This window comes from Flavobacterium sp. GL_143 (genome assembly GCF_057834355.1).
In genome coordinates this window covers 4,581,353-4,608,338 of sequence record NZ_CM174401.1, presented here as the reverse complement: position 1 = coordinate 4,608,338, position 26,986 = coordinate 4,581,353, and the positions used below count along the sequence as shown (strand labels likewise).

The window sequence follows — 26,986 nt, the reverse complement described above, 5'->3', positions numbered from 1 at the left end:
AGCATTCACTGGAGGTAATTAAGAGAGAAATACATAAAACTTAAAAGCAACCTAGTTTAAAATATTATAACATTTTTTCACAATAGTAACACCTTTTTTATTTTTAAACATTCATGAAAACAAAATTCATAATCTTATTTTTGTCGTTTGTAATATCAAGTAATAATCTTTTTGCGCAAAATGTATTACAAGTCAAACCTCCTTCTGCTGAAGTTGCTTCATTAGGAAAATATATTGACCAGCCTGTGTCATTAAACTCTGGCCTTGTAGATATTAGTATTCCTATCTATAATTTTAAAGAAGGGCAATTAGAAATCCCAATTTCGTTATCCTATTATTCTGGAGGAATTAAAGTAGAAGAAACAGCCTCTAAAGTAGGATTAGGCTGGAATTTAAATGCAGGTGGAGTTGTTTCCCGAACTATAAAACAATTGCCAGACGATGCTCCAACGGGCTATATGTATACAACTCATACCGTGAATGAGTTTCGTATAGGAATTAATAATGCCCAGTTTACTAATGAGGTTACTAATTCTTTAGATAGTAGAGATTATGAACCAGATAGTTTTATGTTCAGTTTCCTGAATTATAGCGGTCGTTTTTATTATAATAAAAGTATACAGTCCTTTATGCAAATTCCTTTTAGTAATATTAAAATCACTCCTATTTTTAATGTTAATAACACTATTTCTTCATGGATTTTTACAGATGAAAAAGGAATTAAATATTATTTTGGGAATACAAACGATACGGACAACAGAAGTCAGGTAGAAAGACAGTTCTCAGTTACCAGTTATAATTATAATAGTGAAGTGGGTATTACTGGCCAAACTAGTAATACAGATTATATATCATCATGGTTTTTAGTAAAAATTGAAAGTCCAAAAAAAGACCTAATAAGTTTATTCTACCAAGAAAGTGATTTTTATGATGAAATTATTAAAACCGAAAGCAGTATTTTTAAATGTTATGATAGTAACTCTTCGAACTATAATCACAGAGATGAGAATTACCTACAAAGGAAAATTAAAGAAACTTACATCAATAAAATTACTTCAAAATCTCAAGAGGTTATTTTTGAAAATAAAATAGAAGATCGGCTAGACGCTCCAAAAACAAAAGCTTTAGGAAATATTTTTATTAAAGCAGGCAATATATTATTAAAAAAATACAGCTTTAATTATGACTATTTTATCTCTCCTGACATTAAGTTCAATTGGGTAATAGGTGATCGATCAAGCAGTGTTTATAGATTAAGATTAAATACAATCCAAGAAGAAAATGCATTAGGACAAAAGTTACCGCCTTTTAAGTTTTCTTATGACCCAATGGATTTGCCAAATAAAACATCATATGCTCAGGATGCATGGGGGTATTATAATGGAGAGAGAAGTAACAGCTCTCTAATCCCTCAAATTGTTTACTATGGAAAAGGTATTGAAACAACAATCGGATCAGCAAATCGTGCTGTAAATGAGTCATATGCCAAAGCAGGAATATTAACAAAAATAGAATACCCAACTGGAAGTAGCAGAGCATTTTTTTATGAAAGCAATCAGGTTGGACTCATTGTAAACAAACAAGAAAATACTTCATTTACACCTATTGTATCGAGACATGAATTATTACAACCTCCCTATGAAGATTTAGGAAATTCTCATTTAGAAGAAAACCCTATGGCTCAGTTAAAAGATCTTTATTCAAAAGAATTCGAAATTAAAAATAGAGTTAGTGATTTTAAAGTATTCATTGATGTTGAAGGAGTCACAGGTGAAAACCTTTATGCAACTGATGCACATTTTACTTTTAGAATATATGGCGTTACAGATCCTAATTTTTATATGGGATTAGGCAGTAGACAAAATAACCCTAAATTACCAGATGGTAAATATATAATTGAGGCAAAAAAACAAAGTTATCCAATTTCAAGATATGGTTTTACAGTAGCTCTGTCTTGGGACGAAAAAAAAATAGAAAATGAAGATGAGGGAGAAAAGGTAGGAGGATTGAGAATTAAAAAAATTATCACCTCTGATAGCAATGGGAATGACTTAATCAAAGAATTTGATTATAAAATATTTTTATCAAAAAAATCAAGCGGCTATTGTATAAATTACCCATTCTTTTTAGAAAAAAATTACTTTCCTAATTTCTCAAATAGCTATAAACTTTCAAGTCAGTCTCAGCTGCCATCAGTTAATCTTAGCAAAAGTGTTGTAGCATATGAAAATGTTACTGAATTTGATATAAATGCTACTAATGAAGCTAAAAATGGTAAGATTGAGTACACCTATTTAGCAAATTTCACGCATGATGACCTCGGATATCAAGCAATTGGTAATGGAAAAATGAATGATAAAACGGATAAGTATATAGGATGGAAAGTTGGAAATTTATTACAAGTTGACACTTATGCTAAAAGGGATGCTATTTTTAAAAGAATTGAAAGTAAAATAAACGAATATGAAAGCTTTGGAACTTCTATTATTCCAGATTTTGGGGTAATGATAGAGACTAGAGGTTATTTCTACGATGCTATAGGAATTGCATACATTTTATACCCAATTTCCTCACAATGGTTCAGACCAAAATTTTCAAAAAGCATTAGTTACTTTAACGAAAAGACTCTACTAGAGACTACAGAATCATATACTTACAATAACAATCCGCTATTGTTTTCACAAGTTATTAAGAGCAATAGTAAAAACGAAAAACTAGAAACCAACTATTTCTATCCACAAGATTCTCAAATGGCAAGTGAGCCATTTGTAAAAGAGCTAATTGCCCAAAACAGAATTGGAGAACCGCTCAATGTACAAACATTTAGAAGAGGAATTAAGCTATCGGAGCAAAAAACAGTTTATGATAAAAGCATTGCTACCAGCAATTTGTTGTTACCGAGTTATATACTCGAAAACAAGGGGAAAGCAGCTTTAAATCCTGTTACCGACAAGAAAATCTCTTACGATTTTTATGACGACAGAGGGAATCTCTTGCAATATACTCAAGATGGAGGTACGCCAACATCTATTGTATGGGGATATGATAAAACATTGCCTGTTGCCAAGGTAGATAACATTGCTTATAAGAACATCCAAACCTATTTGGTTAATGGAGTACAAAATGCTTCATCTTGGGATAAAGGAACCGAAGGCGATATGATTATTGCATTAAATAGATTTTGGTATGGGTATTCAGGATTATACAATACATTGATAACTACTTATGCATATAAACCATTGGTAGGAATAAGCCGTATGCGAGATATAAACGGCACAATGACTTACTATGATTACGATGATTTTAATCGATTAAAGTTTGTAAAAGATAATGATCAGAATGTTTTACAAGCCTATTTCTACAATTACAAAGGGCAGGTTATGGATATTTCGCTAGATGTTGCTCCAGTATATCGTAATACAGCAATAAGTAAAACTTTTTATAGAGCTAATTGTAGTTCAGGGCTTACTGGACCTTTAGTATATTCAGTTTCTGCAGGAACTTATACTTCTGTAATCTCACAGCAAGATGCCGATAATAAAGCGTTGAACGATATGAACATGAATGGGCAAGTTAATGCTAATAGAAATGGATATTGCGCTTTTTGGAATAAGGAGAAAAGTGGTGTTTTTACCAAGAATAATTGTGCATCTGGAACAGCAGGCACTTCTGTAGTGTATACGGTTCCTGCAATGACTTCTTATTCTCTTACTTCACAAGCAGCAGCTGATGAAATTGCACAAATATCTGTAAACAAAAACGGGCAAGCTTATGCAAATGCTAATGGTAGTTGTATGTATTTAAGCAATGAACTAAGTGGTTATTTAAATATGTTTTCGGAGTACCTCGGTATGGTAAAGGTAGCCTATATCGTCCCAGCGGGTGAGTTTAGTTCAACTATTTCACAGGATGATGCCGACAATCAGGCTCAAGAAGGATTATCTCAATGCTGGCAAGAGTTTAGTTGTAGCGCTGAGCAATATCAAGATTTTGCACCAAATATTCCACCAAATAAAATACCAGACTTTAAGGGATATGATTGTAAGAATGTAGTATTTACAATTATGCAACCTTCTTATGAAACAAACTAATCATAAACTAAATAATATGAAAAAGTACTTATCACTAATTATTTTGCTACTATTTTCGAATGCTACTGTAGTGGCACAGGCTTTTAGCGATGATAATTTTATTTATACAGCTTCACCCAAAAAAGGAGTTTCAGCAGATTATTTTAAAACGCTGAAAAAAGAAGAAATGAACCAGAGTGTAACTTACTTTGATGGTTTAGGACGTCCTATACAAACTATTGCTATTGGGCAAGGAGGAAATGGAGAAGACATCATAACCCCAATAGAATATGACGGATTTGGTAGGCAAGAGAAAGAGTATTTGTCTTTTTCGCTGCCCAATGGCAACAATAAATATCCAAAAATGGATAGGCAAACAGCAATTAATGCTACAAAAGTGTTGTATGGTACCGAAAAATACGATTATACAGCAAATCCTTTCTCAGAGAAAAAGTTCGAAAATTCGCCGCTTAACCGAGTTTTAAAACAAGCCGCACCTGGAAACGATTGGGCAATGGGTAGCGGTCATGAGATAAAGTTAGATTACCAAACGAATACTACAAATGAGGTACGATTATTAGAAGCCGCCACAATCTGGAATGCTACAGCAGGATTGTATGATATAACTTTTTGGGATAATAAGTATTATGACAAAAATGAGTTGTATAAAACTATTACTTATGACGAAAATTCCTCAGCAAATCTCTCTGAAACAAAAGGAAGCACGGTAGAATTTAAAGATAAAGAAGGAAGGCTTATTTTAAAGAGAACTTATGAGTCTGATAAAAAACACGATACCTACTATGTATATGATGAATATGGGAACTTAACCTATGTGATTCCTCCAAAAGCCGATGGAGCAATAAGTGATAAAATCCTGAATAACTTATGTTATCAGTATAAGTATGATAATCGCAACCGATTGGTAGAGAAAAAATTGCCAGGAAAACAATGGGAGTTTATTGTTTATGACAGACTTAATAGAGTTGTGGCGACGGGACCTGCAAATTCTCCATTTCAGGATGATACAACTGTAGGCTGGTTATTAACGAAGTATGATGTTTTTGGCAGATCAATATACACAGGATGGGATAATACAGTATGTAATAGCGGTACAAGGCAAACTTGGCAAAAAACTCAAAACGCAGTAATTCCAGTAATAGAGACTCAAAAAAAAACAGGAATGATCGAAGGGATAAAAGTAGAGACTAGTAGTATTCCGTCAGCATCAAGTTTTAAGTTACTTACAGCGACCTATTACGATACATATCATTTTCCTAATCTTGCTCCAAAACCTTCGGCTATTTATGGACAATCTGTTTTATCTATGGAAACTCGTCTAGTAACAGGTGGCTGGACTAGAATAACTACAAGTAAATCGATTGTTTTAGGAGAAACAAACTCTCTGTTTTATGATACTAACAGAAAACCAATAGAAAGCTATATTATTAATTATTTGGGAGGATATACCTATGTGCAGGATAGGTTAGATTTTACAGGTAAAAAAATTACTTCGTTAACAGCTCACAAAAGAACGATATCAGATTCGGGTGTTAGTACACTCGAAAATTTCACATATTCTATACAAGACCGTTTGCTTACACACTTTCATAGAATTGGTTTTGCTGCCGAAGAACTCTTGGCAAATAATACCTATGATGCATTAGGGCAACTTATAAATAAAAATGTAGGAAACTCAGCATCAAGTCCATTTCAGAAAATTGACTATAAGTATAATATACGAGGCTGGCTTACAGGAATTAATAATACCGATAACTTACAATATGGCAATGATCCAAAAGATTTATTTGCTTTTAAAATAAATTACAATAAAGTTGAGGGAAATGCAACGGCAGCCAAGGCACTTTATAACGGTAATATAGCCGAAACGTTCTGGGCAGCAGGTTCAGATGGTATAGGAGTTGTTCGAGGATATGGTTATCAATACGATCAATTGAACCGCCTTAAGAATGCTACGTATCAGACTCCAAAGCTCACAGACAATAAAAATTATTTTGGAGAAAATATGGATTATGATAAAAACGGAAACATTACCCGAATGCAACGCAAGTTTATGGCAGGAGTATCCAGTAATCCTTATGTAGATGATATGGATAATTTGGGATATTTTTATCCCGAAAATTCTAATCAGCTTATGAAAGTAACCGATACATCCAATAACCCACAAGGATTTAAAGATGATAGCAATGGGTATAACGATACCGAAGACGATTATGCCTATGATGATAACGGAAACCTAATAAAAGACCAAAACAAAAACATTACTAAAATACAGTATAACCATCTTAACTTACCTACCAAAATAACATTTGGAACAGGAAATACGATTGCTTATATTTACAATGCAACGGGACAAAAATTAGAAAAAAATGTAACCGAGAATGGAGTAGTAACCAATACGAAATATTTAGTAGGAGGTTTTCAGTATAAGAACGATGTTTTACAATTTTTCCCAACGGCAGAAGGATATGTAAGAAATACAAGTACCAATGCAACTACATATGTTTTTGGTTATGTTTATAATTACACGGATCATTTGGGGAACGTAAGATTAAGCTATGTTAAGAATCCAACAACAAATAAACTGGAAATATTAGAAGAAAACAATTACTATCCTTTTGGTTTAAAGCATCAAGGGTATAATACGGATAATAAACAGCCGAATTACAAGTATAAGTACAATGGGAAAGAGCTGCAAGACGAACTGGGGCTTGGGTTTTACGACTACGGCGCAAGGAATTATGATGCAGCCTTAGGTAGATGGATGAATATTGACCCGCTAGCGGAACAAATGCGAAGATGGTCTCCATATAATTATGCGTTTAATAATCCAGTTTATTACATTGACCCAGATGGGATGGCCCCAAACACGTATGGAGTTGATGAAAATGGGAACATTAAATATCTTGATGATAAAAAATACACAGAGGATAAAAAAATCGTTGATAGATTATATAAACTAGATTCTAAAGGAAATAAGACAGAAGAATTTGTAACTGTAAAAGAGAATGTTTTGAAAGATAAAAATAAAGGAGAAAGTTCTAATGGAAGTTATGACTATTTTTATATGGGTAATGATAAATCATCTACCAAAGTTTTTGAATGGCTAGCAGAAAATACCTCCGTAGAATGGGGAAAAGTTAATGAAAACGCAAATAGTTGGATTACAACATCACATTCAAAAGATAAAGAATGGGGTGCCTCAGATTTATTAAATAGTTTTATGAATGAGGGAAAGGGGAATGGCAACTCTTATGAACACATTCACAGTCATCCTAAAAAAGGTGGAATTCAGGGATACTCTGGACCATCTGGGTTTGACATAAGAGATAAAAATTATGGAGCTGGGGATAAAAAATTTAGTTCAGAAATGAGAGGGAAATTCCCAAATGAATTTTTAAAATTAAGAGTATATGATGCAAAAGTTAAAGAGTACATTTTATATGATGCTAAAGGAAGTATTAACCGAACAAAAAAATAGTTTAATAGCTTTTTCTCTAATTTTTTTGATTAGTTGTAATCAAAAAAAAGAATATTCTCGAGAAGATATAATGAAGCTGAATCCAACATACATAATACTTAATAAAGAAATAAAAAATGAGTTAAAAAAAATTGATACTAATAAAGTTGATTTTGATATTTCATCGGATATTTTTGTTTTGTATATAGAAAAAAAAGATTCTAAGGACTTTGCAATAAGTATAACAAAAACTGAATTCCCTTTTTTTAAAAAATATAAATCAAATTATTATTTTAAAACTCTTAAGGGATATGCCAATTATAATAATAGAAAAGTATTAATATATGGAGATGTAGAAAATCATTTATTAAAAAAAACAAATGAGAAATTACTAGATATAATGTATTGTCAAAAATCTCAGGATAGTCTAGAAGCACCTGTTGTTTATGAACCTACATTCATTGATTTTACAGTTAGGTAATATATTTAGTTAGCTAGTTTAACAAGTATAAGTACAATGGAAAAGAATTACAAGACGAATTAGACTTAAATGTATATGATTACGGAGCGAGGAATTACGACGCTGCAATTGGTAGATGGATGAACCCAGCTGTTCGAAGTCTCCGCTGCTGTTCGAAGTCTCCCGACTTCGAACCCTGCTATACATACTTTTAGCTACGTGTTTAATTACACTGATCATTTAGGGAATGTTAGAGTCAGTTATGCGCAGAACAAAACAACAGGGAAACTTGATATTCTTGAAGAAAACAATTATTATCCTTTTGGTTTAAAACATCAAGGGTATAATTCTACCGATTTACAACCAAATTATAAGTATAAGTACCAAGGACAAGAGCGTCAAGACGAACTAGGCTTAAATTGGGATTCATTTAAGTGGAGAAATTATGATTATGCTATTGGCAGATTTATGAGTATTGATCCATTAGCAGAACAATATGCTTATAACTCAACTTATGCATTCCAAGAGAATAAAATGGGAATGGGTAGAGAATTAGAAGGGTTAGAATTGGTATCTGAACGTTCAAAAGATGGGAAATCAATTACATTGACCTACAATGTCAATGTTGTTAATAATACTCTTAATGCAACTTCTGCTCAAGTTAGTCAATTAGTAAGTGAAAGAATGTGCTCTACAGAAAACAGTTTTAATGGGAAAACAGCAAATGGAGAAACTGTAACTACAAATGTTGTATATGACCCAAAAGCAACAATTATATGGGAGTACAATGATGCAATAACTGTTGAAAATGGTATTCCAGGAGAAGCAAATGGCAAAGGTTATACTTCACCTGATGGAAATACACAAGCAAGTAAAACACAGGTGAATATCCCTAATAATTTTGAATATAACAAAGAAGGTTATCCTATTATTTCTGAAAAAAGCAATCCAGTAGTAACAAGTACCGGTACTCATGAGGATGGTCATGTGGCTGGTTTAAATGATCAGCAAGGAAACGGTAATTTAATGGATAGAGGTGCAAGTACAAAAGTGACTAAAGAACAACGTACGCAAATAATTCAAAAAGTGGAATCTGAACAACAAAAAAAATAATTCTACCATAATATGAAACAAATACAAATATTTATTTTTCTTATCCTTTTGTTAATAAGTTGTAAACCATATAAAGTTGAATTTATAGAATATGAAAATGCATCTTTTAAGCATGTTGTTGAGAAAACTTTAAAAAAGTATAATGCAGAGGAAGAGCAGTATTCTTTATTATTATTTACAGATTTTTATTATGGCGAACATATGACAGTTGAAAATAATTTTAAAGTTTTGTACAATGATTCGATAAGAACAATTAAGAATTTTGGTTTAGCAAAAATTATCCGAATTAATAATCGTTCAAAAACTAAGATTGTTGATGAAAAAACGGATATTATAATGTTAATAAAACCTTCTTTATCTAAAAAGTATAAGTTCATTTACATAGAAAAATTAGATTATTTAAAAGATAGATGGGGTAAAGATAGCATAGTGAATAAAAAGCCATATAAAATAATTTATAGTAATAAATTAATAGGATTTATGTAAATAAAATTGGTAGTGATTACCTGACCTACCCAGCTGTTCGAAGTCTCCGCTGCTGTTCGAAGTCTCCCGACTTCGAACCTACAACGATAATCGACAAAGAGTATAAAGCAATCAAACCTCGTCCAAATACTGGCGAGGTTTTTTTATGTTTAAAAACAAAATCACTCCCGATAAGCTTCAATCCTGTGCTTGTTTTTTTGGAAGATTTTTTAATTTTCATTTGATATTAAAAGCAAAAAGTTTTAAAAAAAAGTTTTAAAAAAACAAGCCTAGCCTTGTGGCGATTGAACACATAAGGTGTATAAATAACACCCCGAAGCACCGCAGGGAAAAAGTAGTTTTTACGGAGTTTTCCCGAGGAGCGCCACGCGGTGTTGCGGCAATCGTACAGCCACACTAGAACGGGAAGCCCTTTTTTCGGGGCTGTAGGGCTAGCAGCGTGAAACGGCAGCCGAAAAGGTGAAATGATAATGGAACAAATAATCAAAATCAGCCCCGACACTTCGGGGTTCCTATTGAGGCTGATGGCTGGGCGAGAGAGCAACCGCCCAATACACAAGTGGCGGTTTGTTTTTTTTCCTCTGAAAAAGGTATAGCGGAGCGAAACAACACTATTCAGCTAAAAAAATAAAAGTAGCCACGACGAGCGCAAGGTAGAGAACGTGTGTAATGAGGAGCGGGAACGGAGAGAAGAACGAACGACTGGAAGCGAAGAATGGAACAAAGAGAACGACTGTAGTGAGACCGTTTGTTTGCATCCAATGCGAATTAAATTTGTCTTATTGTGTTATAAATAAGCCTATTATGGATTAATTCGTTTTTATTATTCGCTGTAATTTTGTAAAAAAATAAGATATGACGACAGATATCATTGATTTTAAGAAAGTTTCAAGATTAATACAAGAAAATAGACGAAGAAAAGAAATGCTTCAAGAACGAATAAAGGCTAGGTTATTATGGGGTGCAATGATTAGCTTAATAATGATTTTAATCTTTATATAAATACCACAGAACGTAAAAAAAACACTCAGAAATGAGTGTTTTTTTCTTTTTTAAACAATCGTAAAGGGTTTTTGATTGTTGTTATTTTTAGGAAAGAATAAGTCTTGAAAAGCACCTTTAAAATAGAATACAGTTGCAATAGTTAAAGACGTAAATGTACAAAAGGCTATAACGGCTCCATTTACAGTAAGTTCAAACTTTAGCCAAACTAAAAGAGCAATTAAGAAATAATAATAAGCGCAAAAAAGAAATGCACATATAACTTTAATCTTAAGGATGTATTTAGCAATCTTAAGAGTATTTTTTAAAAACTTAGAATGATAAACTAGCTTAAAAGCATTTACAAAAACCGCTCTCCGAAGTGTTCTAAGGAAACGCTGTGCGAATGTCTCCGACTTCGCACCCACAATATTAAACCAATCAAACCTCGTCAGAAATGGCGAGGTTTTTTTATGGTTTAAAGCCGAATCAAATCCGATTAGCTTTAATCCTGAGCTTGTTTTTTTGGAGCATGCTTAATTATACGATGATATAAAAAATGATATAATTGACAGATTTATCCTGTATATGCTTGATATAAAGGATGATAACATGGCAATATTGGAACATTAAAACAGAATGTAATAACTTGTTTTACAGTGTTATATGGTAAATTTGGTAGGTAAAAGAGTCCCCGAATTTTTACTTAAAAACTTTGCATTTATGTACTACTGTAAAAATTTAAAAAATGAAAACATTATATCCATCCGCTATAATTTTAGGCCTTTGTTTTTTTGTTTCCTCTTTTGGGAGATATGAAAAAAATGACTTAAATGAGATTAAAATTGCTACATATTCTAATGGTCAAATTACAAATGATAATGACCGTTTAGTAGACAAGGAAGTTTTAAATGATTTTTTCGAAAGATATCCTGATTTTAAAAAGTATCAAAACGATGTTGTCTTATTATACAAAAACAGATCGTATGGAACGATTTGGTATGATAGAAATAAAATCACTGAATTTGGAAATTTATTGTACCAAAAATTAAAAGTTACAGATGAAGAAGGAATACAAATTACTATTCCTTATGAAAATGCAATTGACCAAATTTTTGATAAAAAATCAAAACAAAAACCTTCTATAACTGATACCGATATGCTGTTAAGTACTGCTTATATCATTTATATGAGTAATGTATATGGAGGACTTGACGAGGCTGCTGTAAAAAAAACTGGTTGGCTTTTGCCTAAAAAAAAGATATCCTATGATACTTTATTAGATTCTTTAATATCTAAACCTACGTTATTAGAGGTAAATGGAGAACTTCTTTTTGATCAATATTATAAACTTCAGGAAGCGCTAAAAAAATACAGAAAAATAGAACAAGATAATACTTGGCAACCTATTATCACAGACATTCCTTATAAGGATTTGAGACCAGACGCAACTTCGGCAACCATTGGACAAGTCAGGACACGATTATTTGTAATGGGAGATTTAAAGAGAGATTCAGAAAGTAATTTTTACGATCAGGAATTAATGGATGGTGTTATGAAATATAAATTACGTAACGGTTTTAAACCAAACTACATTATTTCTGAAGTTCATATCAAGGAAATGAATATCCCAATAACGGATAAAATAAAAACGTTGATGGTTAATATGGAGCGTTGTAGATGGATTTCTCCTAATCTGGTAAAAGATAAAGAGTATATTATGGTAAATATCCCTTCTTTTGAATTGATTTATGTAAGAAACGGAAAAGTTGAATTGCTTTCTAAAGTCTTTGTAGGAACGGTACTGACTAAAACCACCATTTTTAGCGGAAGTATTGATAAAATTGTTTTTAGTCCCTATTGGACTATACCACAAAGTATTGTAGAAAATGAATTGAAGTCAAAAATTGCTTCTGATAAAAATTATTTGGCTGATCATAATATAGAAATGGTAAATGGTCAGTTGAGACAAAAACCAGGTCCGAGCAATTCGTTGGGATTAGTGAAATTTATCTTTCCCAATTCAGATGATATCTATATGCATGATACGCCATCTAAAACGTTATTTGATTTTGAAAAAAGAACTTTTAGCCATGGTTGTATAAATATGAGCAAAGCCAAAGAATTAGCTGTTGCCATGCTGAAAGATTATCCGGAATGGACACAAGAAAGAATAGATAAGGCTATGGATGGGACAGAAGAAACAACTTTTAAATTACCTAGTAAAGTTCCAATTTATATTTGCTATTTTACTGCATGGGTAAAAGATTCGGGCGAAGTTAGCTTTTTTCAGGATGTTTATGACCAAGATGCAGATTTGGATAAAATTCTTTTCCCTCTAGTTGAAATATGATAGTATTTTAGAATGCCATGTATTAAGATGCAAGTTGTTCAGAACAAATAAAAACACTAAAAAAAGCTCTCATTTTGAGAGTTTTTTTATGGCATTCTAAGTCCCAGAGGGACGATATATTTATAGAAATTCACAAATTCATTTTACAAATCCGTCCCGATTGTTGGGATATGCGCAACGATAGCGCTGATTTGCAATCAGTGCCTACAAAGAGAATCTATTTAGAAAAATAAAAAATAAAAAATCAGGTTTTGAAAAGTAACTTGAGAAATATCTATAAAAAAACTGCTTGAAAATTATATTCAAGCAGTTTTTAATGAATTTTAAATTTAGAAAGAAATATAATGCCTTATTATTAAAGACTATTCTTTTAATTTATTGAACAATTCTCCATAAAAAATTATCAGTTGTAGGTGTATTACCCTGACAGGCAAGAGCACCATTATCCTTACTGGCATTTAATATATTCAGATATTGTCCACTACTTTTTACCTGAAGCTTAAAATAAACTCCACCAGCAGGAATAACCTGCCATAAGAAATTATCTGTTGTAGGTGTATTACCTTGGCATGCTACAGCTCCATTATCTTTGCTTGCGTTTAATATATTGAGATATTGACCACTACTTTTTACTTTAATCAAAAAATAACCTCCAACTGTTGTTGATGGTATTAATTCCCATAAGAAGTTATTTGTTGTAGGTGTATTACCTTGGCAGGCTAGAGCTCCATTATCATTGCTTGCGTTTAATATATTTAAATATTGACTACTGCTTTTTACTTGTATTTTCATGATTTTTTAAATTTATTTATTCTTACTCATAAGGCTTTTCAGATTTCACCTCGTTTTTATAGTGGTTTCTGAACTCCACTTTAAATAAAATAATTTTTGAAAATAGATTTGGCTAGCTTTTTATTTCTTTAGTGAAGTTATTCATATTCAGTGTTTTATATGTATGAATTGTCATGAATACTATTTTTTTATCCATGGGAGAGGTAATTCATTGAACGAGAATATTTTGGATACTATTTTTGTAGTAATAGATTCGCGTTAGTTATAGTTTTTGTTATGCTCTAAAATTTTTTCTTATTTAAAGTCAATTTTTTGATGAATGCAAACGTCCTAGCCCAGATAATAGCGGCATCCTTTTTATCTCGTTTTTTTCGAGATGAAAAGATATAGCGGATAGCTGGAAAAAGCTCCAAATTTGGCTAAAATGTCTTTTGGGTTTCGGTCTATTTTCCTCAATAAAATATACCTTTGTGATAAATTGATTATCTACAAAAACATAATTGTATGGATTATGATAAATTTATTTTCTGCCTCGAGGCTGTTCCCGATGTAGAGATTGACGTGACTACCGAAGTGGTTAAAAACTTAGAACAACTGGCTTTTGATCAAGGTATTTCGAGTATTCATAAGACTTGCGATACTATCGAAGGTTTAGAGGATAGCTTAAACGCTTTGCTTTATGACGACCATAACTTTAAGGATTACGAAATAATATATTTGGTGATGCCTGGGGAAGGAAACAATGTGTGCCTTAATGATTATTACTACAGTCTGGAGGAAATAGCCGAAATTTTTGAAGGTAAAATGAAAGGTAAAATTTTGCATTTTGCCAATGCAAAAATATTGGATTTAAGTGAAGAGGAAGCGCAATATTTTCTTGATATTACCGGAGCGAGAGCCATTTCGGGTTATGGAACTGCACTTAAAAAAATAACTAGTTGTAGTACGCTTGACAAAGCTTTCTTTAGTTTGTGTCAGGAGGAAGATGATGTAATTGAGATTGTGGAGGAATTACACCAAAAACACTATGACCTTTGTAAACATCTAGATTTTAGATTGTATTATTAATAGAATCTGTTGGATGCAATTATTAAGAATTGCATCCAACAGATTAATATTTGCTTATTTAAGTTTCTGAATCTGTTCGAATATTTCGTTTAAGGTATCTTTCATGTCTTTTGGTGTGTTTTCGCCACTTTGGTTTGTGATAATAAATACACCCAAATTATATTCTGGAATTATATAAATAAAACATTGTGAGCGAGGAACTCCTCCATGATGCATATATAACGTTCCTAGTTTTTCATCTTTGGTTACTCGCCAGCAATATCCTGAGCTAAAACGATCATTAACTTTAACCAATGGACGGTGAGATTCGGCTACAACGGCATCATTTTTTAATTGGTATTTAATGTATTTTACCATATCGGGAACTGTAGATTTTACATTTCCGCCCGCGCCCCAAGGCAATGTTGTCATTTGGGTAGTGATTTCGTCGTAAGCACAATGATATCCTACTGCAAGATTTTTTTGATCCTCTGGAGATAAATTTATCATTGTATGATTCATCTGGGCATTTTTGGCAAAATATTCTTTTAATATAACTTCAAATTGTTTGTTATATACTTTCTCCAAAACAGCTGCTAAAAGTTCTATTCCTGCGCTTGAATAAGAGAAGTTGTATCCTGGAATGGTATCAATTTTTATTTGATGCAGGTCTCTGAAAAAATCTTTTTGAGTATAATTTTTTAATGCATTGTTGAGGTCAGTTGGTGTCTCTTTTTTGGTGAAGTTTTTCAGCATTTCATTTACGCTTAATGGAATCATATTTGGCAAACCACTCGTATGGGTTACTAAATCTTTTATGCGAATTGGGTGGTTGTTAAATATTAAATTAGGATAATCTTCGCTTAAATATTTTTGAACCGGATCATCAAGATTTATTTTTTTATCTAAAACAGCTTTGGCTATTAATGTACCTGTATGGGTTTTTCCTAATGAACCAATTTCATAAATTGTATTATTAGTTGGTGCATTTGATTTTCCTTTTTCTAATTCTCCATAATGTCCTATAAATTCTTGTCCTTGATATACTATCCCGATTGAGGTAGAATTGATCAAAGGTTTTTCGATCATTTTGGTTGCGGCATTATCAACTATAGTTTTAATGGTTGTTTTTTGTGCAATAGATAATAGTGGCAATACTAAAAAAACGATAAGGATTAATTTTTTCATGATTTCTAAATTTTATTGGTTGTTGTTATTTGATACAAATATCCTTTAGATAATTATGGAATACGTACGACAAAAAATAGTCGTACGCATTTTTTTATTTAAAATGAGTTCGACTATTTACAAGAAGGCGTACGAGTAGTTACAAATGTTTGAAAACCAATAGTTTTATAGTGGTTTTTAAGCTTGGTTTGTATGGTTTTTTGAAAGAAGGCTTAAAATTTTATTCTTTGCAATGATCTTTAAAAATTGATTTTTCTTCGATTAAAAAAGCTTTTTGGAACTTAATAAAAGTATCTATCTTTTTATAAATATAAAGTAAGTTGGTATTATTGTAATCATAATCCTCTGCGTTTTCTTCGCCAGCCACATAGTTTAGTTTATTGATGTAGGCGTTTCTTTTTTCATCTAAATTATAGTTTAGTTTAAAATTGATATCCTCTGTATCTGATTCTCGAATATTATATTTTGGTGTAGATAGTACAATTTTTGGTTCAAAATCGATACCCGAAATTTGCCCGAATTCAGATTCTTTTAAAGCATCATTTAAATTCTGTTTTTTGCTATAATCATCTTCATCCTCGTACATAACATTATCCTTGAATAGGTATGAAAACGCATGATAATTTGGATGGTCACTAAAGTGATATACAATAAAATCGTTAAACTTTTCGGTATTATTATAAGTGTAAATTGTAGGCTTGAAATCTTTAGCTCTTAGATTATCATAGGGAAATGAAGAGAATGATATGGTATCTACTTTTTTAGTTGTTGTATATACTTCGGGAAATTTAATACAATGATGTCCTTTTACATAAACTCGTTGTAGTTTTGGGTTTACTCCACTAAGTTTCCCAATATGCATAAAAGTTTCTCCTTTGTCTAATCCGTTTGAGAGCATGAATTTGGAGTTTTCTTTTAACTCTGGGGTATATCTTCCGTAAACCTGAAACGATTCTTTAGGAGAGTCGGGAACAAAGTTTACTTCGCCATGTTCTTTTAATGTCCATTTTCCGGTTATTAATGTTGCGTATCCTATTATTACAAATGTACCATCGGGTTTTAGGTAATGGCTTCCGCCTCTTAATTTGTAATAACCAACGACATCGTTTGGAGTTTGTGCTTTTGCATTATAATTAGAAAACATAAGTATAATTAGAATAAATATTTTTTTCATTTGTTGTTTCTTAGTGTACATCAATTCCGTTAAAATAGATTTCGGTTATAGCGGTGTCGTTGAATTTATCTCCTTTATAGACTTCAGCAATTTCGAATTTTAAAATTAAGTCGGTTCCATTTTTGTTATGTCCAAAAGTTCCAAGGTCGAATATTTGGTCATTTTTACTGTCTTCTAAATTCAGGATTCCAAATACTTTCCCGTTTATGCTTAATCGTAGTTTCTTTACTCGATTGTTGTTCTTCCAGGCGGCATCGGATTTTACATATCCGTTAGAGATTATAATTTGTGTTATTCTCGGGCTTTTGTTGTAAAAATAATACTCTAAATATTCTCCAATTCCTTCGTCTGATTTGCCTTCGACCCAAGCGGTTTGGTAGCTTAAATCATTGGCATTTTTTGCTTGGTATTTTGTATCTTTTTCGGTGTTTAAAGTCGATGATGCTTTTACTTTATAATTTCCGCCTGCACAATACCAACTACAGCCACCATCTACTACATCCCACATACTCTCTACAACCTCACCATATTTCTGTAATAAAATATCGAGTTCTTTTTGTTCTGTAGCTGTAAGTTTAGATTTTTGTAAAAGTTCGTTTTGTCGTTTTATTTCATTGTCAGTCTTTGTACTTAAATCTACTTTTCGGGTTTCCTTGGGATAAAAGCTCTTATCTGAATTTTGGGCATAAGTAAAGCTTACAATTATTGTAAATAAAAATAGTGCTAAGTAGTTTTTCATAATAGTATTATCAGTTTTGGCACTATTCTTTATTTTTCGGTTGGATATTTTCCAACTGCTGTTATTCCGTTTTCCGAAATAAACAATATTTCTGTTGTAATTGGATAACCTGAATTCTGATATTCTTTGACTACAGTTGTTCCTATTCTATTAGCGAAGAAATCAAAATCTTTTTCAGAAAAAATATAACAAAAATCTCTTACCGGGATTACTGCGTAAAATGGAAATCCAATATGGGCTTTCAATTTTTCTTTTATTTTTGAGGCAAATAGGAGTGAACTTTTCAGAAATGTTTTTTCAACTTCGATCATACCAAGTTTCCTGTCTTCTATTATTTCAAAATCTATCTTCGTTTTTGCTAGTAGTTCATTAGCGTTTAAATCAGCTTGTTTAATTAAATCTAGCTCGGTTATTTTCCACTTTTTTAAATTATCTGTAGAAATCCAAGTTAGTTTTTCTTTTTCGCTTACTGCATAAATCTTACTAAATTCATCTGTAACTTTTTCAGAAATTAAGTTATTGAAATCAAAATCATTTGGAAATAGCTGGATGTAGACATTATTTTTTGAATCCTCCCAATTTGGAACGTCAGCTGGATAGGATAGTATAGTTTGAACCAAATCTGTTATATGACTTTCGTCGGAATCTCTTTCGTAATTTCGTCTTACGTTTTCCAAACTTATTTCTAAATTATTTCCGTCAATATTAATATGAATGAGATTTTCGTTGTCAATTGAATCGATTTTTAGACCACTTTGTTCAAGTTGTTCTCTAAATTTTTCAAAAACAATATCTTTTTTTTGATTGTTGTGTCCAGAAAGATCAAGCATAAATATTTAGTGTTATTGTAATTTTAAATTGCCTTATTTTTTTAACAAAGTGTTTTAAAACACCTTCTTATATAAGCTATAAGAAAGGTTTGCAAAGTCTGGTTCTGGTAGACTTTGTATCATAAATACCCTTTTCGTAGGCTAATATAGCACTATTTTTAGTACAAATAATGTACGAAATAATGATAAATTAAGGAAGTAATTACAATAAAGAATAGGAGTGGAGCTAGTATCCTAAAGATTTAGGAATGCGTATGCAATATCTTATGGACTGACAAAAAATAAAAATAAGTGAGAAGAGGATAAACGCAAGAAACGTTTTTAGGAATAAAAAGAAGGGAATCAGGAATGGGACATATTTTAAATGCAACTTAATTTTACTTAAATTAAGTTGCATTTTTTTTACTACAAGTTTCATTAATGTGAAACTGATTTTAATCCGATGATTGAACCAACCAATGTTGCAATAAAGAACAATCTCCAGAAGTTTGTTGGATCTTTAAACACAAAAATACCGACCAAAACTGTTCCAACAGCTCCAATTCCTGTCCATACAGCATAAGCAGTCCCAATAGGTAATGTTTGTGTACTCTTGATAAGAAGCAACATACTTATAATAAGTGATGCCAAGAATCCTCCATACCATAAATAAACATCATTTCCTGTTGCTTCTTTAGCTTTCCCCAAGCACGAAGCAAACGCCACCTCAAATAATCCTGCAATAATCAAAAGAATCCAATTCATATTTTTAAATTTTAATAAGGCAAAGATCCTCTAGCGGATTCAATTAAAATTTAACAAATGATAAAAAATGAATTTATTTTATTTCGGCTCGTATTCGGCTTAAACTTACTTGGGTAATCCCGAGATAGGAGGCAATATGACCAAGTTGTACTCTCTTGATTAAATCAGGGTTATTGGTTATTAGTTCGTTATATCTTTCAGACGCTGTTTTAAATTGTCTGGAGATTAATCTTTCTTCTGTTTTTATGAGTTCTTTTTCGGCAAATTTTCTTCCCCAATTTGCAATATGTATATCTTCTTCAAACAATCTTTGCAAATTGATTGTATTTAATTCATACAGATCACAGTCTTCCAGAAGTTCGATATCTTCATAGCCTTTTTGGTTTTCTACATAGCTTTTCATCGAGAGAATTGTTTCTCCTTCTTTTCCAAACCAAAAAGTAACATCGCTGTCATTCTGGTTTACATAAGCTCTTACAATTCCCTTTTTTATAAAATAGATATTTGATTCGATTTTACCTGCTTTTAATAAAATATGTCCTTTGGGGAAACTAACCAAAGTAATGTTTTCCTCCAAGGTTTTTCTGGAGCTTTCTGGCAGTTTAGATATTTGATCAAAAATAAGGTTACTGTTCATTTAGGGGTGTTATTCTGGGATATTGTTTAATTGTTTTTTATGGCTTTTTCGATCTCATTTTTCCAAATTTCTCTGTTTGTTACAACAAATCGTTCATTCATGCCATTAGAAGTGATTATAGATAATCCGTTATTAACGATTCCTAATGTTTTTTCAAAATGGGTTTCGGTTATATTTTTAATATCAATTGCAGTTTCATGCTTTTGAATAAAGTTTAGCATGTTGGTTTGAAAAATAAGTTGATTATCTGTTAGATAAAGATTCCCACCAACTGTTACTCCATCTTTATAATGATTTGCACGTCCTGAATATGCTACGTTTTTTAGTTGTTGAAATTTTACTTCTTGATTTGTTATATGTGCAAACATTTTAAAATAAGACATTAAAGTCATCATAATAAAAACAAAAATAGCACATACAATAAGTACATCATTACTAAAGTCTTCTGTAAGGGTTATGTATAAACTTAGAAGAAGGCTTGTTACTAATCCTAAAACAATCGAATATTTAAATCTTTTCATATTTAATTACTAAGAACAGGAATAATATGCTCCCAGTTTAATTGTTTGGCAATGTCTAATGCTGTTTTACCTTGAGTTGTTTTCATGTTTTTATCTACACCAGACTCTAATAAAAGAGTTATAGAAGTTAAATTTCCAGCAACGGTTTCAGTATGTAATAATGAGAATCCTTCTTCATCCTGATAAGTAATTTCGTCAGGATTTTGCTTTAAGAAATCCTGGAGTTTTTCTTTCATGTTTTTGCTCATAGGATGTTCTATAAGGTTTTCCGGCTTTTCTTTTTGCTCGTTAACAAGAAGCACTTCATTGTAATCTCCAAAATCTAATCCCCAGGCTTTATCATGATCTTTTCTTTCCTGATTTGTCATTTCTGAGCGTATTGCCTGAATAGTAAATCCTCCATATGCTCTAGGTTGAGGCGATGAGAATAGTTTTGAAAGCCCTTTTGGCGAACTACCTTGAATTGCAAATAACCAATCGCTAATTTGGTTTAAAGGAACTACAACTTCATCTCCGTTCTCGATGTTTGTTAACTCGTTTGGATCATTTATTAAAACACCCTTTATTTGTTCACCATCAAATGAGACATCGTTAATCCACATATGTTCTACAATAGGATGTTCATTTCCTTCTACATCTTGAGAGAAGGCTACTTTTACGCACGCTACGGTTAATGCAGGTACAATTCGGCGGTATTCCCAAGATAATTCTCTCCAAAAATATTTAAATGTTTCTTGAGCATTTTTAAAAGCTTCTATCATTTTTGGACTATCTCCTTTGGCAAAGAATATTTCTTGGTTTTGCATTTGTTTGAATATTAGATTATTAATAAAATAAGTAAACTCAATTTAGTTTGAGTTTGTATTAAAATGTAATTTTTGTATTGCTAATATATGATTATTTTATAATTAATAACAAGCGATTTTTTGACTAATACCACGTTTTTGACATAAAAAAACTCCCTAATTTCTTAAGGAGCTTAATTTTATAGATTGCAATTAGAAGGCAAGAAGATTTAATTTTTTTATTGGAACTAGTACATTTATTATTGGATTGAATGAGATTTATTCATAGAATTTCAGGAATGAAAAGTCTGAACCATGCATGGCTATTTCGTTCTGGCTTGTTTCTTGTTGCGCTTCGGTTGCATAAATCATCATTTTTTGTTCATAATCATTGATTGCTGCTTCTATGGTTTCAAATTTTCCATTAGTCAGATTATCAGATAAAATTAATGCGTCTAATAATCCTGTATTTGCGCCTTGACCAGCAAAAGGAGGCATTATATGTGCAGCATCGCCAATAAGTGTGATAGGCAATGAGCGGTTATTTTTCCAAGGTTTTTCTAAAGGTATTCTTCTCGTTGGCCATAAAATAAAAGACGATGTAGCGCTAAATAATTGTTTATAACTGTCATGCCAATGGGCAAATTTATCGATAAGGTATGTTCTTACACTTTCGGTATCTTCGGGGTTTAATCCAGTTTCTGGATTCCAATTTTCAGGTGTTTTAAAAATTACATTGTAGCTTAATATATTACCATTCTTAGGGTTTGCTACTAGCGAATTACCTTCGGCTGCAATCATTAGTATATTATCATTGCATAATTTGTAGAACTCGTTACAGGTAATTTCTGGCTCAGAAACATCACCTTGTATAATAAGCGTTCCTGTGTATTCTATTTGGGCATCTGTTACATGTTTTCTCGCTTTAGACATTCCGCCATTGGCACCAATAACAAAATCTGCGATTACATCTTTTTCATTTTCAAATTGTAAAAGCCATTTTCCGTTTTCTTCTTTAATATCAGTAAATTTTCTGTCCCAAATTAAGGTATCATTTGCTAAACTATCTAGTAGCAATTTTCTTAAATCATTTCTGTTTATCTCAGGATTATCATTTCTGTTTTTGGCAGTAGGTTTGTTAGAGAATAGCACTTTGGCTTGCTCGTTAGCAACGGTTCTTCCCATGGGTGTTCCCATTGCATAATACTTTTCGAGCAATCCTGCTTTTTTCATTGCTTCTTGGCCAGAACCTTTATGCAGGTCGAGTGTTCCGCCAGAAATCCTTGTTTGTGCGTCTTTGTCTCTTTCGTAAACAGTTACATCTATTCCTTCTTGCTGTAATAATCTTGCCATGGTAAGACCGACTGGTCCTGCACCTATAATGGCTATTTTTTTATTTTTAAGTAACATGATTTTGTATTATTAATTATCATACAAAATTCAATAATGTTAGTAGGTTAGGATTGTATAAACGCGACAAAATCATTACTTAAGGTTTCTTTCTTTGCCTTTCGTGCAAATGCCGCTGGTGTAGTGCCACTATAGCGCTTAAATTCTTTACTTAGATGAGATTGATCGGTGTAGCCAAATTCATGAGCTAAACTGGCAATATTCGAATTTGGATTGTCCCATAATTGGTTTCGTACTTGCTCAAACCGCATGAGTCCTGATACGTCTTTTACACTATAACCAGAGGATTGTTTAAACTTTCTTTCTAAAGTACGAACTGTTGCATGTGCAGCTTCGGCAACCTGACTTACGGGTATAGAACCGTTTGCTTTATTCATAGCAACTCCAGCTTTGTATAACATACTGTTAGTAGGGATTTGCGATTGTGCATTCAGAAAGTATTGCTTTACCAGAGTTATGGCGCCATCAATTTTATTACTAAGTACTAAATCTTTTAATACTGATTGAAGTTGATTAATAGGATGTTCAAATGCTTGAACTCCGTTTTTTCCAGAGGATAATCCTAGTAAATCAAATACTGTCCAGGGATAACATCTTATACCAATAATTTCTAAACAATCTTTGGCATAAAAAAGAACCGGTTTATTAAGTAATCCTATCAAAAAAGGTGACGGGAGTGGCTGTAAACTTCCATTATAAGATATGCTGCAGGTGCTGCCGAAATAGAAAATTATTTCGGCATAACCATCTGGAACTACTTCAAAACTAGTTTCTAATTCTCCTAAATTTCTTTTGTCATACCAAAAACATTTTATGGCAGCGAGCAATTCTGTAGGAGATTCAAATTCTTGATGTTGTACTTTTAAAGATTCCATATATTTTACAATAAAATTGTTCGCTCAATATTTATTTGTTCCAAAAAGTATTCGTCGTGTGATATAACGATTAATGTTCCTTTAAACTCATTAATTGCTGCAGTTAGGATCTCGATGTTCTGAATATCAAGGTTATTTGTCGGTTCGTCGAGGATTATACTATCTGGCGACTGATTGCTTATTGTTAGACAACAAAGCATCAAACGCATTTTTTCTCCACCACTTAATACATTGCAAGGTTTATCCCAATCTTCTTTGGTAAATAAGAAACGGTTAAGCCTCATCTTGATTTCATGCTCTTGTAATGCCGTTGTATTAAATTGTTGTGCTTGTTCGTATATTTTAAGCTGATTGTCTATAAGCGAATAATCCTGATCTATATAAACTGACGTATTTTCTGCTCGGGATAATGTACCTGTTTTTGGTTCTAATTTCCCCAGTATTAATTTTATCAAAGTGGTTTTTCCTGAACCATTAGATCCTTTTAATGCAATGCGTTCGCCACTAGTAATCTGAATATTTAGGTTTTGCTTCCAAATAAACCCATTATCATAACTATAATTAATGCCTTTGGCATTAAATAGAATTTTGCCTTTGTGTAATGACGAATTATCAAAACCAAATTTCATTTTGTCAATATCTGGCAAAGCCGAACGTAATTCTTGCAGTTCATGTGAGATACCGTCAATCTTTTCGGCGTGCATTCCTTTTATTTTCGAGGTACTATTCTCAGCATTATTTCTTAAGGTATTTATCATTATTCGGGCTACACCAGCTTTTTCCTGTTTCTTTTTGCCACGAGCATCTAGTTTTTGTTGGCGTTCCAGCGTTTCACGTTCTTTTTCTTTGGCCTTTCGCAATGCTTTTTCTTTGCTATGTAAATCCTGATTTAGGGCGTTTTGTTCTATTTGCTTTTGCTCAGCATAAAAATCATAATTACCACCATAAACACTAATACCTCGCTTACTTAGTTCGAAAACGGTGTTTAAAAGATTTAATAATTTTCGGTCGTGACTTACTACAATTAAAGCGCTCGATGTAGACTGAATAAAATCATACAATAATTGTCTGGCAGCTATATCAAGATGATTACTGGGTTCGTCTAACAGAACTAATTCTGGCTGATGAATAGAAATACCAGCAAGGAAAACCTTTGTTTTTTGTCCGCCGCTTAAAGTTTCTATTTTTTGTGATAAATCTAAGTCTGTTAATTGCCAATATTTTAAGGCATTGTTGCAGCGTTCCTCGATTGTCCAATCATCATTTAATGCGTTAAGATTATTCTCGGATACGTTTCCTTCCAGAATCTCTTTTAGAGCGGTTAGTTTTTCCTCAATTTGTAATGCCTGAGCAATTGTAAGATCATTATACTGACCAAATATTTGTGGTATATAATAAGGTTCAGAGCCGCATCTTACTTGCCCGTTTGAGGGTTGTAATTTGCCTGCAATGATTTTAAGCAAAGTCGATTTTCCTGTGCCATTGTTGCCTATTAAGGCGATTTTTTCGTTAGTGTTGACAGTAAAGCTAATAGTGTCAAATAACAATTCCTTGTTGGGATGTGTATATGAAATGTTTTGTAGAATAAGCATAATTTCTTTCTTTTGAGATGAATAAATTAAGCAGACTCGATTTGGAGTCTACCTTCTTGATTGTCCGAAAGAAATTATTTTTCACATATAGTGTTGCTTTAATTTTGAGATTACAAAGATACATTTTTTTGTTTAATAAGGCATATAATATGATTTTGGAGATAATTCTGCTGTCATTTTTTTCTTCTATTATTTTAAGAAAAAGGATAACAAAGCTATATAATTCAATATCTCAGCTATAAAAAGGATAAAAATAAGTTATATTTACAACAATAGATTTTATGTATATGTATGAGGAATTAAAGTATTGGTATTTGCGTGATCACAAATTGTTTGAAACATTGAGTTTTAGACAAATAAAACAATTATGTATTATTACTGGTTTTAAAAAAGCAAACAAAGGAGAAATTATTTATTTTTCTTCTTCTGATGTGCCTCGTATCTTTTTGTTGAAAAAAGGGAATATCAAAATTGTTTCTGTTGATGAAGGAGGCAATGAAAATATAAAGGATATTATCCAGAAAGGAGATTTATTTGGAGAATTAACTCTCGAAACTGATGAACAGACAAATGAATATGCCAAAGTACTCTCTGACGATGTTACAATATGTAGTTTTTTGATGTCAGATTTTGAAGACTTATTATTGCGAAATCCTGCTTTGGCGCTGTCTTACACTAAATTTGTCGGGCTAAAAATGAAACGTATCAAAAACAGTTATTCTAATCTGATCTCTAAGGATGCGAGAACCAGAATGATTCAGTTTCTAAAAGATTGGGCAGCAAAAGAAGGTGTTCAGTCTGGAAACTCAGTTAGAATAGAGAATTATCTAACTCAAAATGATATTGCTCAAATTATTTGTACTTCAAGGCAAACAGCCACACAACTGATTAATGAATTAGAAACTAATCAGATTCTTGTTTATAACCGAAAAGAAATTTACATACAGGATATTACTAAATTATAGTTATTTGTTTGACGATTAATTTAGTAGATATTTTGATTTGAAAGTGTATTGTAGCTTTATATTATTTATTAAAGCAATATCGATTGCATTTTGTACAGCGTAATAAAATTGTAAATTTTTATGTTTTGTTTGAAATAAAAAAGCTCCTTAAAATGAATAAGGAGCTTAAAGAATTATGTTTTTTTTAGGTTGAAAGCATTAGATAAGTTCTAGGTTTATTTCTTGTCTAATGTTAGTTTCATTTCTTCACCATCTAATATTAATTGATCTTTTTCTATAGTACTTACAAAAGGGTAGGGAGTACCTACTTCATCTTTAATAATTAAACTTTTTCCTGCTTTGTATAGAGCAAATGTTCCATTTAATTCTGAATCTAAATACCCGGTTACTTTTCCATCTTTTGTAAACGTAAGATTTCCTTTAGTGAGTATTATGTTTTTGATTGAATCTGTAAGTGGTTTTTTGACCTCTACATTGGTAACTTTCCAGGAATTAACGAGTGTATTTCTTCCTTTATGACATGAAATCATTAATATTGATAATAAGGCAATCCCGAAGATAAGCAGTGTAGATTTTTTCATAGTTTTTTTGATTAAAAGTTAAACATGAAAAGTTACAAAAAAATAATATTCAATCAAATAGCTAAAATAGTTTTTTTTAGACTAAAATATCTGTTTGTTAGAGGATTAGTATTTTCTAGGTTCAAAGGAACAAAGGTTCTGAGGTACTAAGGTTGAAAAAAG

Annotated in this window: 21 protein-coding genes and 1 pseudogene; 9 read left to right on the top strand and 13 right to left on the bottom strand. The window is 31.8% G+C overall.

Annotated features, from left to right (window positions below; all coding sequences use genetic code 11):
- The first annotated feature begins 113 nt into the window (after window positions 1–113).
- The 7 genes and pseudogenes from AC3IPI_RS19325 (at window position 114) to AC3IPI_RS19295 (ending at window position 12,944) form a co-directional block, all read left to right on the top strand.
- A complete protein-coding gene (locus tag AC3IPI_RS19325) occupies window positions 114–4,091 on the top strand; it encodes a DUF5977 domain-containing protein (RefSeq protein WP_489155014.1) in 3,978 nt (1,325 codons plus the stop codon).
- Between the two features lie 16 nt (window positions 4,092–4,107).
- Complete coding sequence (locus tag AC3IPI_RS19320; RefSeq protein WP_489155012.1) at window positions 4,108–7,572, top strand: DUF6443 domain-containing protein; 3,465 nt, start codon at window positions 4,108–4,110, stop codon at window positions 7,570–7,572.
- Window positions 7,535–8,032, top strand: coding sequence for a hypothetical protein (locus AC3IPI_RS19315; protein WP_489155010.1), 498 nt, complete (start codon window positions 7,535–7,537; stop codon window positions 8,030–8,032). The genes AC3IPI_RS19320 and AC3IPI_RS19315 overlap by 38 nt, the downstream gene beginning before the upstream one ends.
- Window positions 8,033–8,064: 32 nt before the next feature.
- Window positions 8,065–8,226: pseudogene (locus tag AC3IPI_RS19310) on the top strand (hypothetical protein); the annotation flags it as partial.
- 4 nt (window positions 8,227–8,230) lie between these two features.
- Complete coding sequence (locus AC3IPI_RS19305; protein WP_489155008.1) at window positions 8,231–9,124, top strand: RHS repeat domain-containing protein; 894 nt, start codon at window positions 8,231–8,233, stop codon at window positions 9,122–9,124.
- Between the two features lie 12 nt (window positions 9,125–9,136).
- Window positions 9,137–9,610, top strand: a complete 474-nt coding sequence (locus tag AC3IPI_RS19300; protein ID WP_489155006.1) for a hypothetical protein — start codon at window positions 9,137–9,139, stop codon at window positions 9,608–9,610.
- Window positions 9,611–11,339: 1,729 nt separating this feature from the next.
- The gene (locus AC3IPI_RS19295; RefSeq protein ID WP_489155004.1) at window positions 11,340–12,944 is read left to right on the top strand and encodes a L,D-transpeptidase family protein; all 1,605 of its coding nucleotides are present in this window, start codon (window positions 11,340–11,342) and stop codon (window positions 12,942–12,944) included.
- A 375-nt stretch (window positions 12,945–13,319) separates the two neighbouring features.
- Here AC3IPI_RS19295 and AC3IPI_RS19290 read toward each other — a convergent pair whose 3' ends face one another.
- The gene (locus AC3IPI_RS19290) at window positions 13,320–13,736 is read right to left on the bottom strand and encodes an RICIN domain-containing protein (protein ID WP_489155002.1); all 417 of its coding nucleotides are present in this window, start codon (window positions 13,734–13,736) and stop codon (window positions 13,320–13,322) included.
- Window positions 13,737–14,240: 504 nt separating this feature from the next.
- On the opposite strand from AC3IPI_RS19290, the gene AC3IPI_RS19285 reads away from it, so the two are divergent.
- Window positions 14,241–14,804 carry a DUF6642 family protein gene (locus tag AC3IPI_RS19285; RefSeq protein ID WP_039114163.1) on the top strand — a complete coding sequence of 188 codons (564 nt, stop codon included), beginning with the start codon at window positions 14,241–14,243 and terminating at the stop codon, window positions 14,802–14,804.
- Window positions 14,805–14,858: 54 nt separating this feature from the next.
- On the opposite strand, the gene AC3IPI_RS19280 is transcribed toward AC3IPI_RS19285, so the two are convergent.
- From AC3IPI_RS19280 to abc-f, 11 genes are all read right to left on the bottom strand, one after another.
- Window positions 14,859–15,971, bottom strand: a complete 1,113-nt coding sequence (locus AC3IPI_RS19280; RefSeq protein WP_489154999.1) for a serine hydrolase domain-containing protein — start codon at window positions 15,969–15,971, stop codon at window positions 14,859–14,861.
- Between the two features lie 220 nt (window positions 15,972–16,191).
- Window positions 16,192–17,145, bottom strand: coding sequence for a hypothetical protein (locus tag AC3IPI_RS19275; RefSeq protein WP_489154997.1), 954 nt, complete (start codon window positions 17,143–17,145; stop codon window positions 16,192–16,194).
- A 10-nt stretch (window positions 17,146–17,155) separates the two neighbouring features.
- The gene (locus AC3IPI_RS19270) at window positions 17,156–17,884 is read right to left on the bottom strand and encodes an NADase-type glycan-binding domain-containing protein (RefSeq protein WP_489154995.1); all 729 of its coding nucleotides are present in this window, start codon (window positions 17,882–17,884) and stop codon (window positions 17,156–17,158) included.
- A 29-nt stretch (window positions 17,885–17,913) separates the two neighbouring features.
- On the bottom strand, window positions 17,914–18,714 hold the full coding sequence (locus AC3IPI_RS19265; protein ID WP_489154993.1) for a hypothetical protein: 801 nt from the start codon (window positions 18,712–18,714) through the stop codon (window positions 17,914–17,916).
- Window positions 18,715–19,131: 417 nt separating this feature from the next.
- Window positions 19,132–19,458, bottom strand: a complete 327-nt coding sequence (locus tag AC3IPI_RS19260; RefSeq protein ID WP_035627059.1) for a DMT family transporter — start codon at window positions 19,456–19,458, stop codon at window positions 19,132–19,134.
- A gap of 73 nt (window positions 19,459–19,531) precedes the next feature.
- A complete protein-coding gene (locus AC3IPI_RS19255) occupies window positions 19,532–20,095 on the bottom strand; it encodes a Crp/Fnr family transcriptional regulator (RefSeq protein WP_039118238.1) in 564 nt (187 codons plus the stop codon).
- 26 nt (window positions 20,096–20,121) lie between these two features.
- Complete coding sequence (locus AC3IPI_RS19250) at window positions 20,122–20,616, bottom strand: GRAM domain-containing protein (RefSeq protein ID WP_323489551.1); 495 nt, start codon at window positions 20,614–20,616, stop codon at window positions 20,122–20,124.
- A gap of 2 nt (window positions 20,617–20,618) precedes the next feature.
- Window positions 20,619–21,422: a DUF2314 domain-containing protein gene (locus AC3IPI_RS19245; protein ID WP_489154990.1), complete on the bottom strand. Its 804-nt coding sequence runs from the start codon at window positions 21,420–21,422 to the stop codon at window positions 20,619–20,621.
- Between the two features lie 258 nt (window positions 21,423–21,680).
- Complete coding sequence (locus tag AC3IPI_RS19240; RefSeq protein WP_039114153.1) at window positions 21,681–22,811, bottom strand: FAD-dependent oxidoreductase; 1,131 nt, start codon at window positions 22,809–22,811, stop codon at window positions 21,681–21,683.
- Window positions 22,812–22,858: 47 nt separating this feature from the next.
- The gene (locus AC3IPI_RS19235; protein ID WP_039114152.1) at window positions 22,859–23,686 is read right to left on the bottom strand and encodes a helix-turn-helix domain-containing protein; all 828 of its coding nucleotides are present in this window, start codon (window positions 23,684–23,686) and stop codon (window positions 22,859–22,861) included.
- Window positions 23,687–23,691: 5 nt separating this feature from the next.
- Window positions 23,692–25,278 (bottom strand): ribosomal protection-like ABC-F family protein, encoded by a 1,587-nt coding sequence (gene abc-f / locus AC3IPI_RS19230; protein ID WP_489154988.1) that lies wholly within the window; start codon window positions 25,276–25,278, stop codon window positions 23,692–23,694.
- A 287-nt stretch (window positions 25,279–25,565) separates the two neighbouring features.
- Here abc-f and AC3IPI_RS19225 point away from each other — a divergent pair, with 287 nt between their 5' ends.
- A complete protein-coding gene (locus tag AC3IPI_RS19225; protein WP_489154986.1) occupies window positions 25,566–26,243 on the top strand; it encodes a Crp/Fnr family transcriptional regulator in 678 nt (225 codons plus the stop codon).
- A 215-nt stretch (window positions 26,244–26,458) separates the two neighbouring features.
- On the opposite strand, the gene AC3IPI_RS19220 is transcribed toward AC3IPI_RS19225, so the two are convergent.
- The gene (locus tag AC3IPI_RS19220; protein WP_039114149.1) at window positions 26,459–26,824 is read right to left on the bottom strand and encodes a hypothetical protein; all 366 of its coding nucleotides are present in this window, start codon (window positions 26,822–26,824) and stop codon (window positions 26,459–26,461) included.
- Window positions 26,825–26,986: the final 162 nt, after the last annotated feature.

Excerpts from the sequence above, each read along its gene's own strand:
- AC3IPI_RS19295 (WP_489155004.1), top strand. The coding sequence starts at position 11,340 with ATGAAAACATTATATCCATCCGCTATAATTTTAGGCCTTTGTTTTTTT.
- AC3IPI_RS19275 (WP_489154997.1), bottom strand. The coding sequence starts at position 17,145 with ATGAAAAAAATATTTATTCTAATTATACTTATGTTTTCTAATTATAAT.
- AC3IPI_RS19260 (WP_035627059.1), bottom strand. The coding sequence starts at position 19,458 with ATGAATTGGATTCTTTTGATTATTGCAGGATTATTTGAGGTGGCGTTT.
- AC3IPI_RS19285 (WP_039114163.1), top strand. The coding sequence starts at position 14,241 with ATGGATTATGATAAATTTATTTTCTGCCTCGAGGCTGTTCCCGATGTA.
- AC3IPI_RS19325 (WP_489155014.1), top strand. The coding sequence starts at position 114 with ATGAAAACAAAATTCATAATCTTATTTTTGTCGTTTGTAATATCAAGT.
- AC3IPI_RS19235 (WP_039114152.1), bottom strand. The coding sequence starts at position 23,686 with ATGGAATCTTTAAAAGTACAACATCAAGAATTTGAATCTCCTACAGAA.
- AC3IPI_RS19255 (WP_039118238.1), bottom strand. The coding sequence starts at position 20,095 with ATGAACAGTAACCTTATTTTTGATCAAATATCTAAACTGCCAGAAAGC.
- AC3IPI_RS19300 (WP_489155006.1), top strand. The coding sequence starts at position 9,137 with ATGAAACAAATACAAATATTTATTTTTCTTATCCTTTTGTTAATAAGT.
- AC3IPI_RS19270 (WP_489154995.1), bottom strand. The coding sequence starts at position 17,884 with ATGAAAAACTACTTAGCACTATTTTTATTTACAATAATTGTAAGCTTT.
- AC3IPI_RS19245 (WP_489154990.1), bottom strand. The coding sequence starts at position 21,422 with ATGCAAAACCAAGAAATATTCTTTGCCAAAGGAGATAGTCCAAAAATG.
- AC3IPI_RS19320 (WP_489155012.1), top strand. The coding sequence starts at position 4,108 with ATGAAAAAGTACTTATCACTAATTATTTTGCTACTATTTTCGAATGCT.
- AC3IPI_RS19240 (WP_039114153.1), bottom strand. The coding sequence starts at position 22,811 with ATGTTACTTAAAAATAAAAAAATAGCCATTATAGGTGCAGGACCAGTC.
- AC3IPI_RS19220 (WP_039114149.1), bottom strand. The coding sequence starts at position 26,824 with ATGAAAAAATCTACACTGCTTATCTTCGGGATTGCCTTATTATCAATA.
- AC3IPI_RS19290 (WP_489155002.1), bottom strand. The coding sequence starts at position 13,736 with ATGAAAATACAAGTAAAAAGCAGTAGTCAATATTTAAATATATTAAAC.
- AC3IPI_RS19225 (WP_489154986.1), top strand. The coding sequence starts at position 25,566 with ATGTATGAGGAATTAAAGTATTGGTATTTGCGTGATCACAAATTGTTT.
- AC3IPI_RS19280 (WP_489154999.1), bottom strand. The coding sequence starts at position 15,971 with ATGAAAAAATTAATCCTTATCGTTTTTTTAGTATTGCCACTATTATCT.
- abc-f (WP_489154988.1), bottom strand. The coding sequence starts at position 25,278 with ATGCTTATTCTACAAAACATTTCATATACACATCCCAACAAGGAATTG.
- AC3IPI_RS19315 (WP_489155010.1), top strand. The coding sequence starts at position 7,535 with ATGATGCTAAAGGAAGTATTAACCGAACAAAAAAATAGTTTAATAGCT.
- AC3IPI_RS19265 (WP_489154993.1), bottom strand. The coding sequence starts at position 18,714 with ATGCTTGATCTTTCTGGACACAACAATCAAAAAAAAGATATTGTTTTT.
- AC3IPI_RS19250 (WP_323489551.1), bottom strand. The coding sequence starts at position 20,616 with ATGAAAAGATTTAAATATTCGATTGTTTTAGGATTAGTAACAAGCCTT.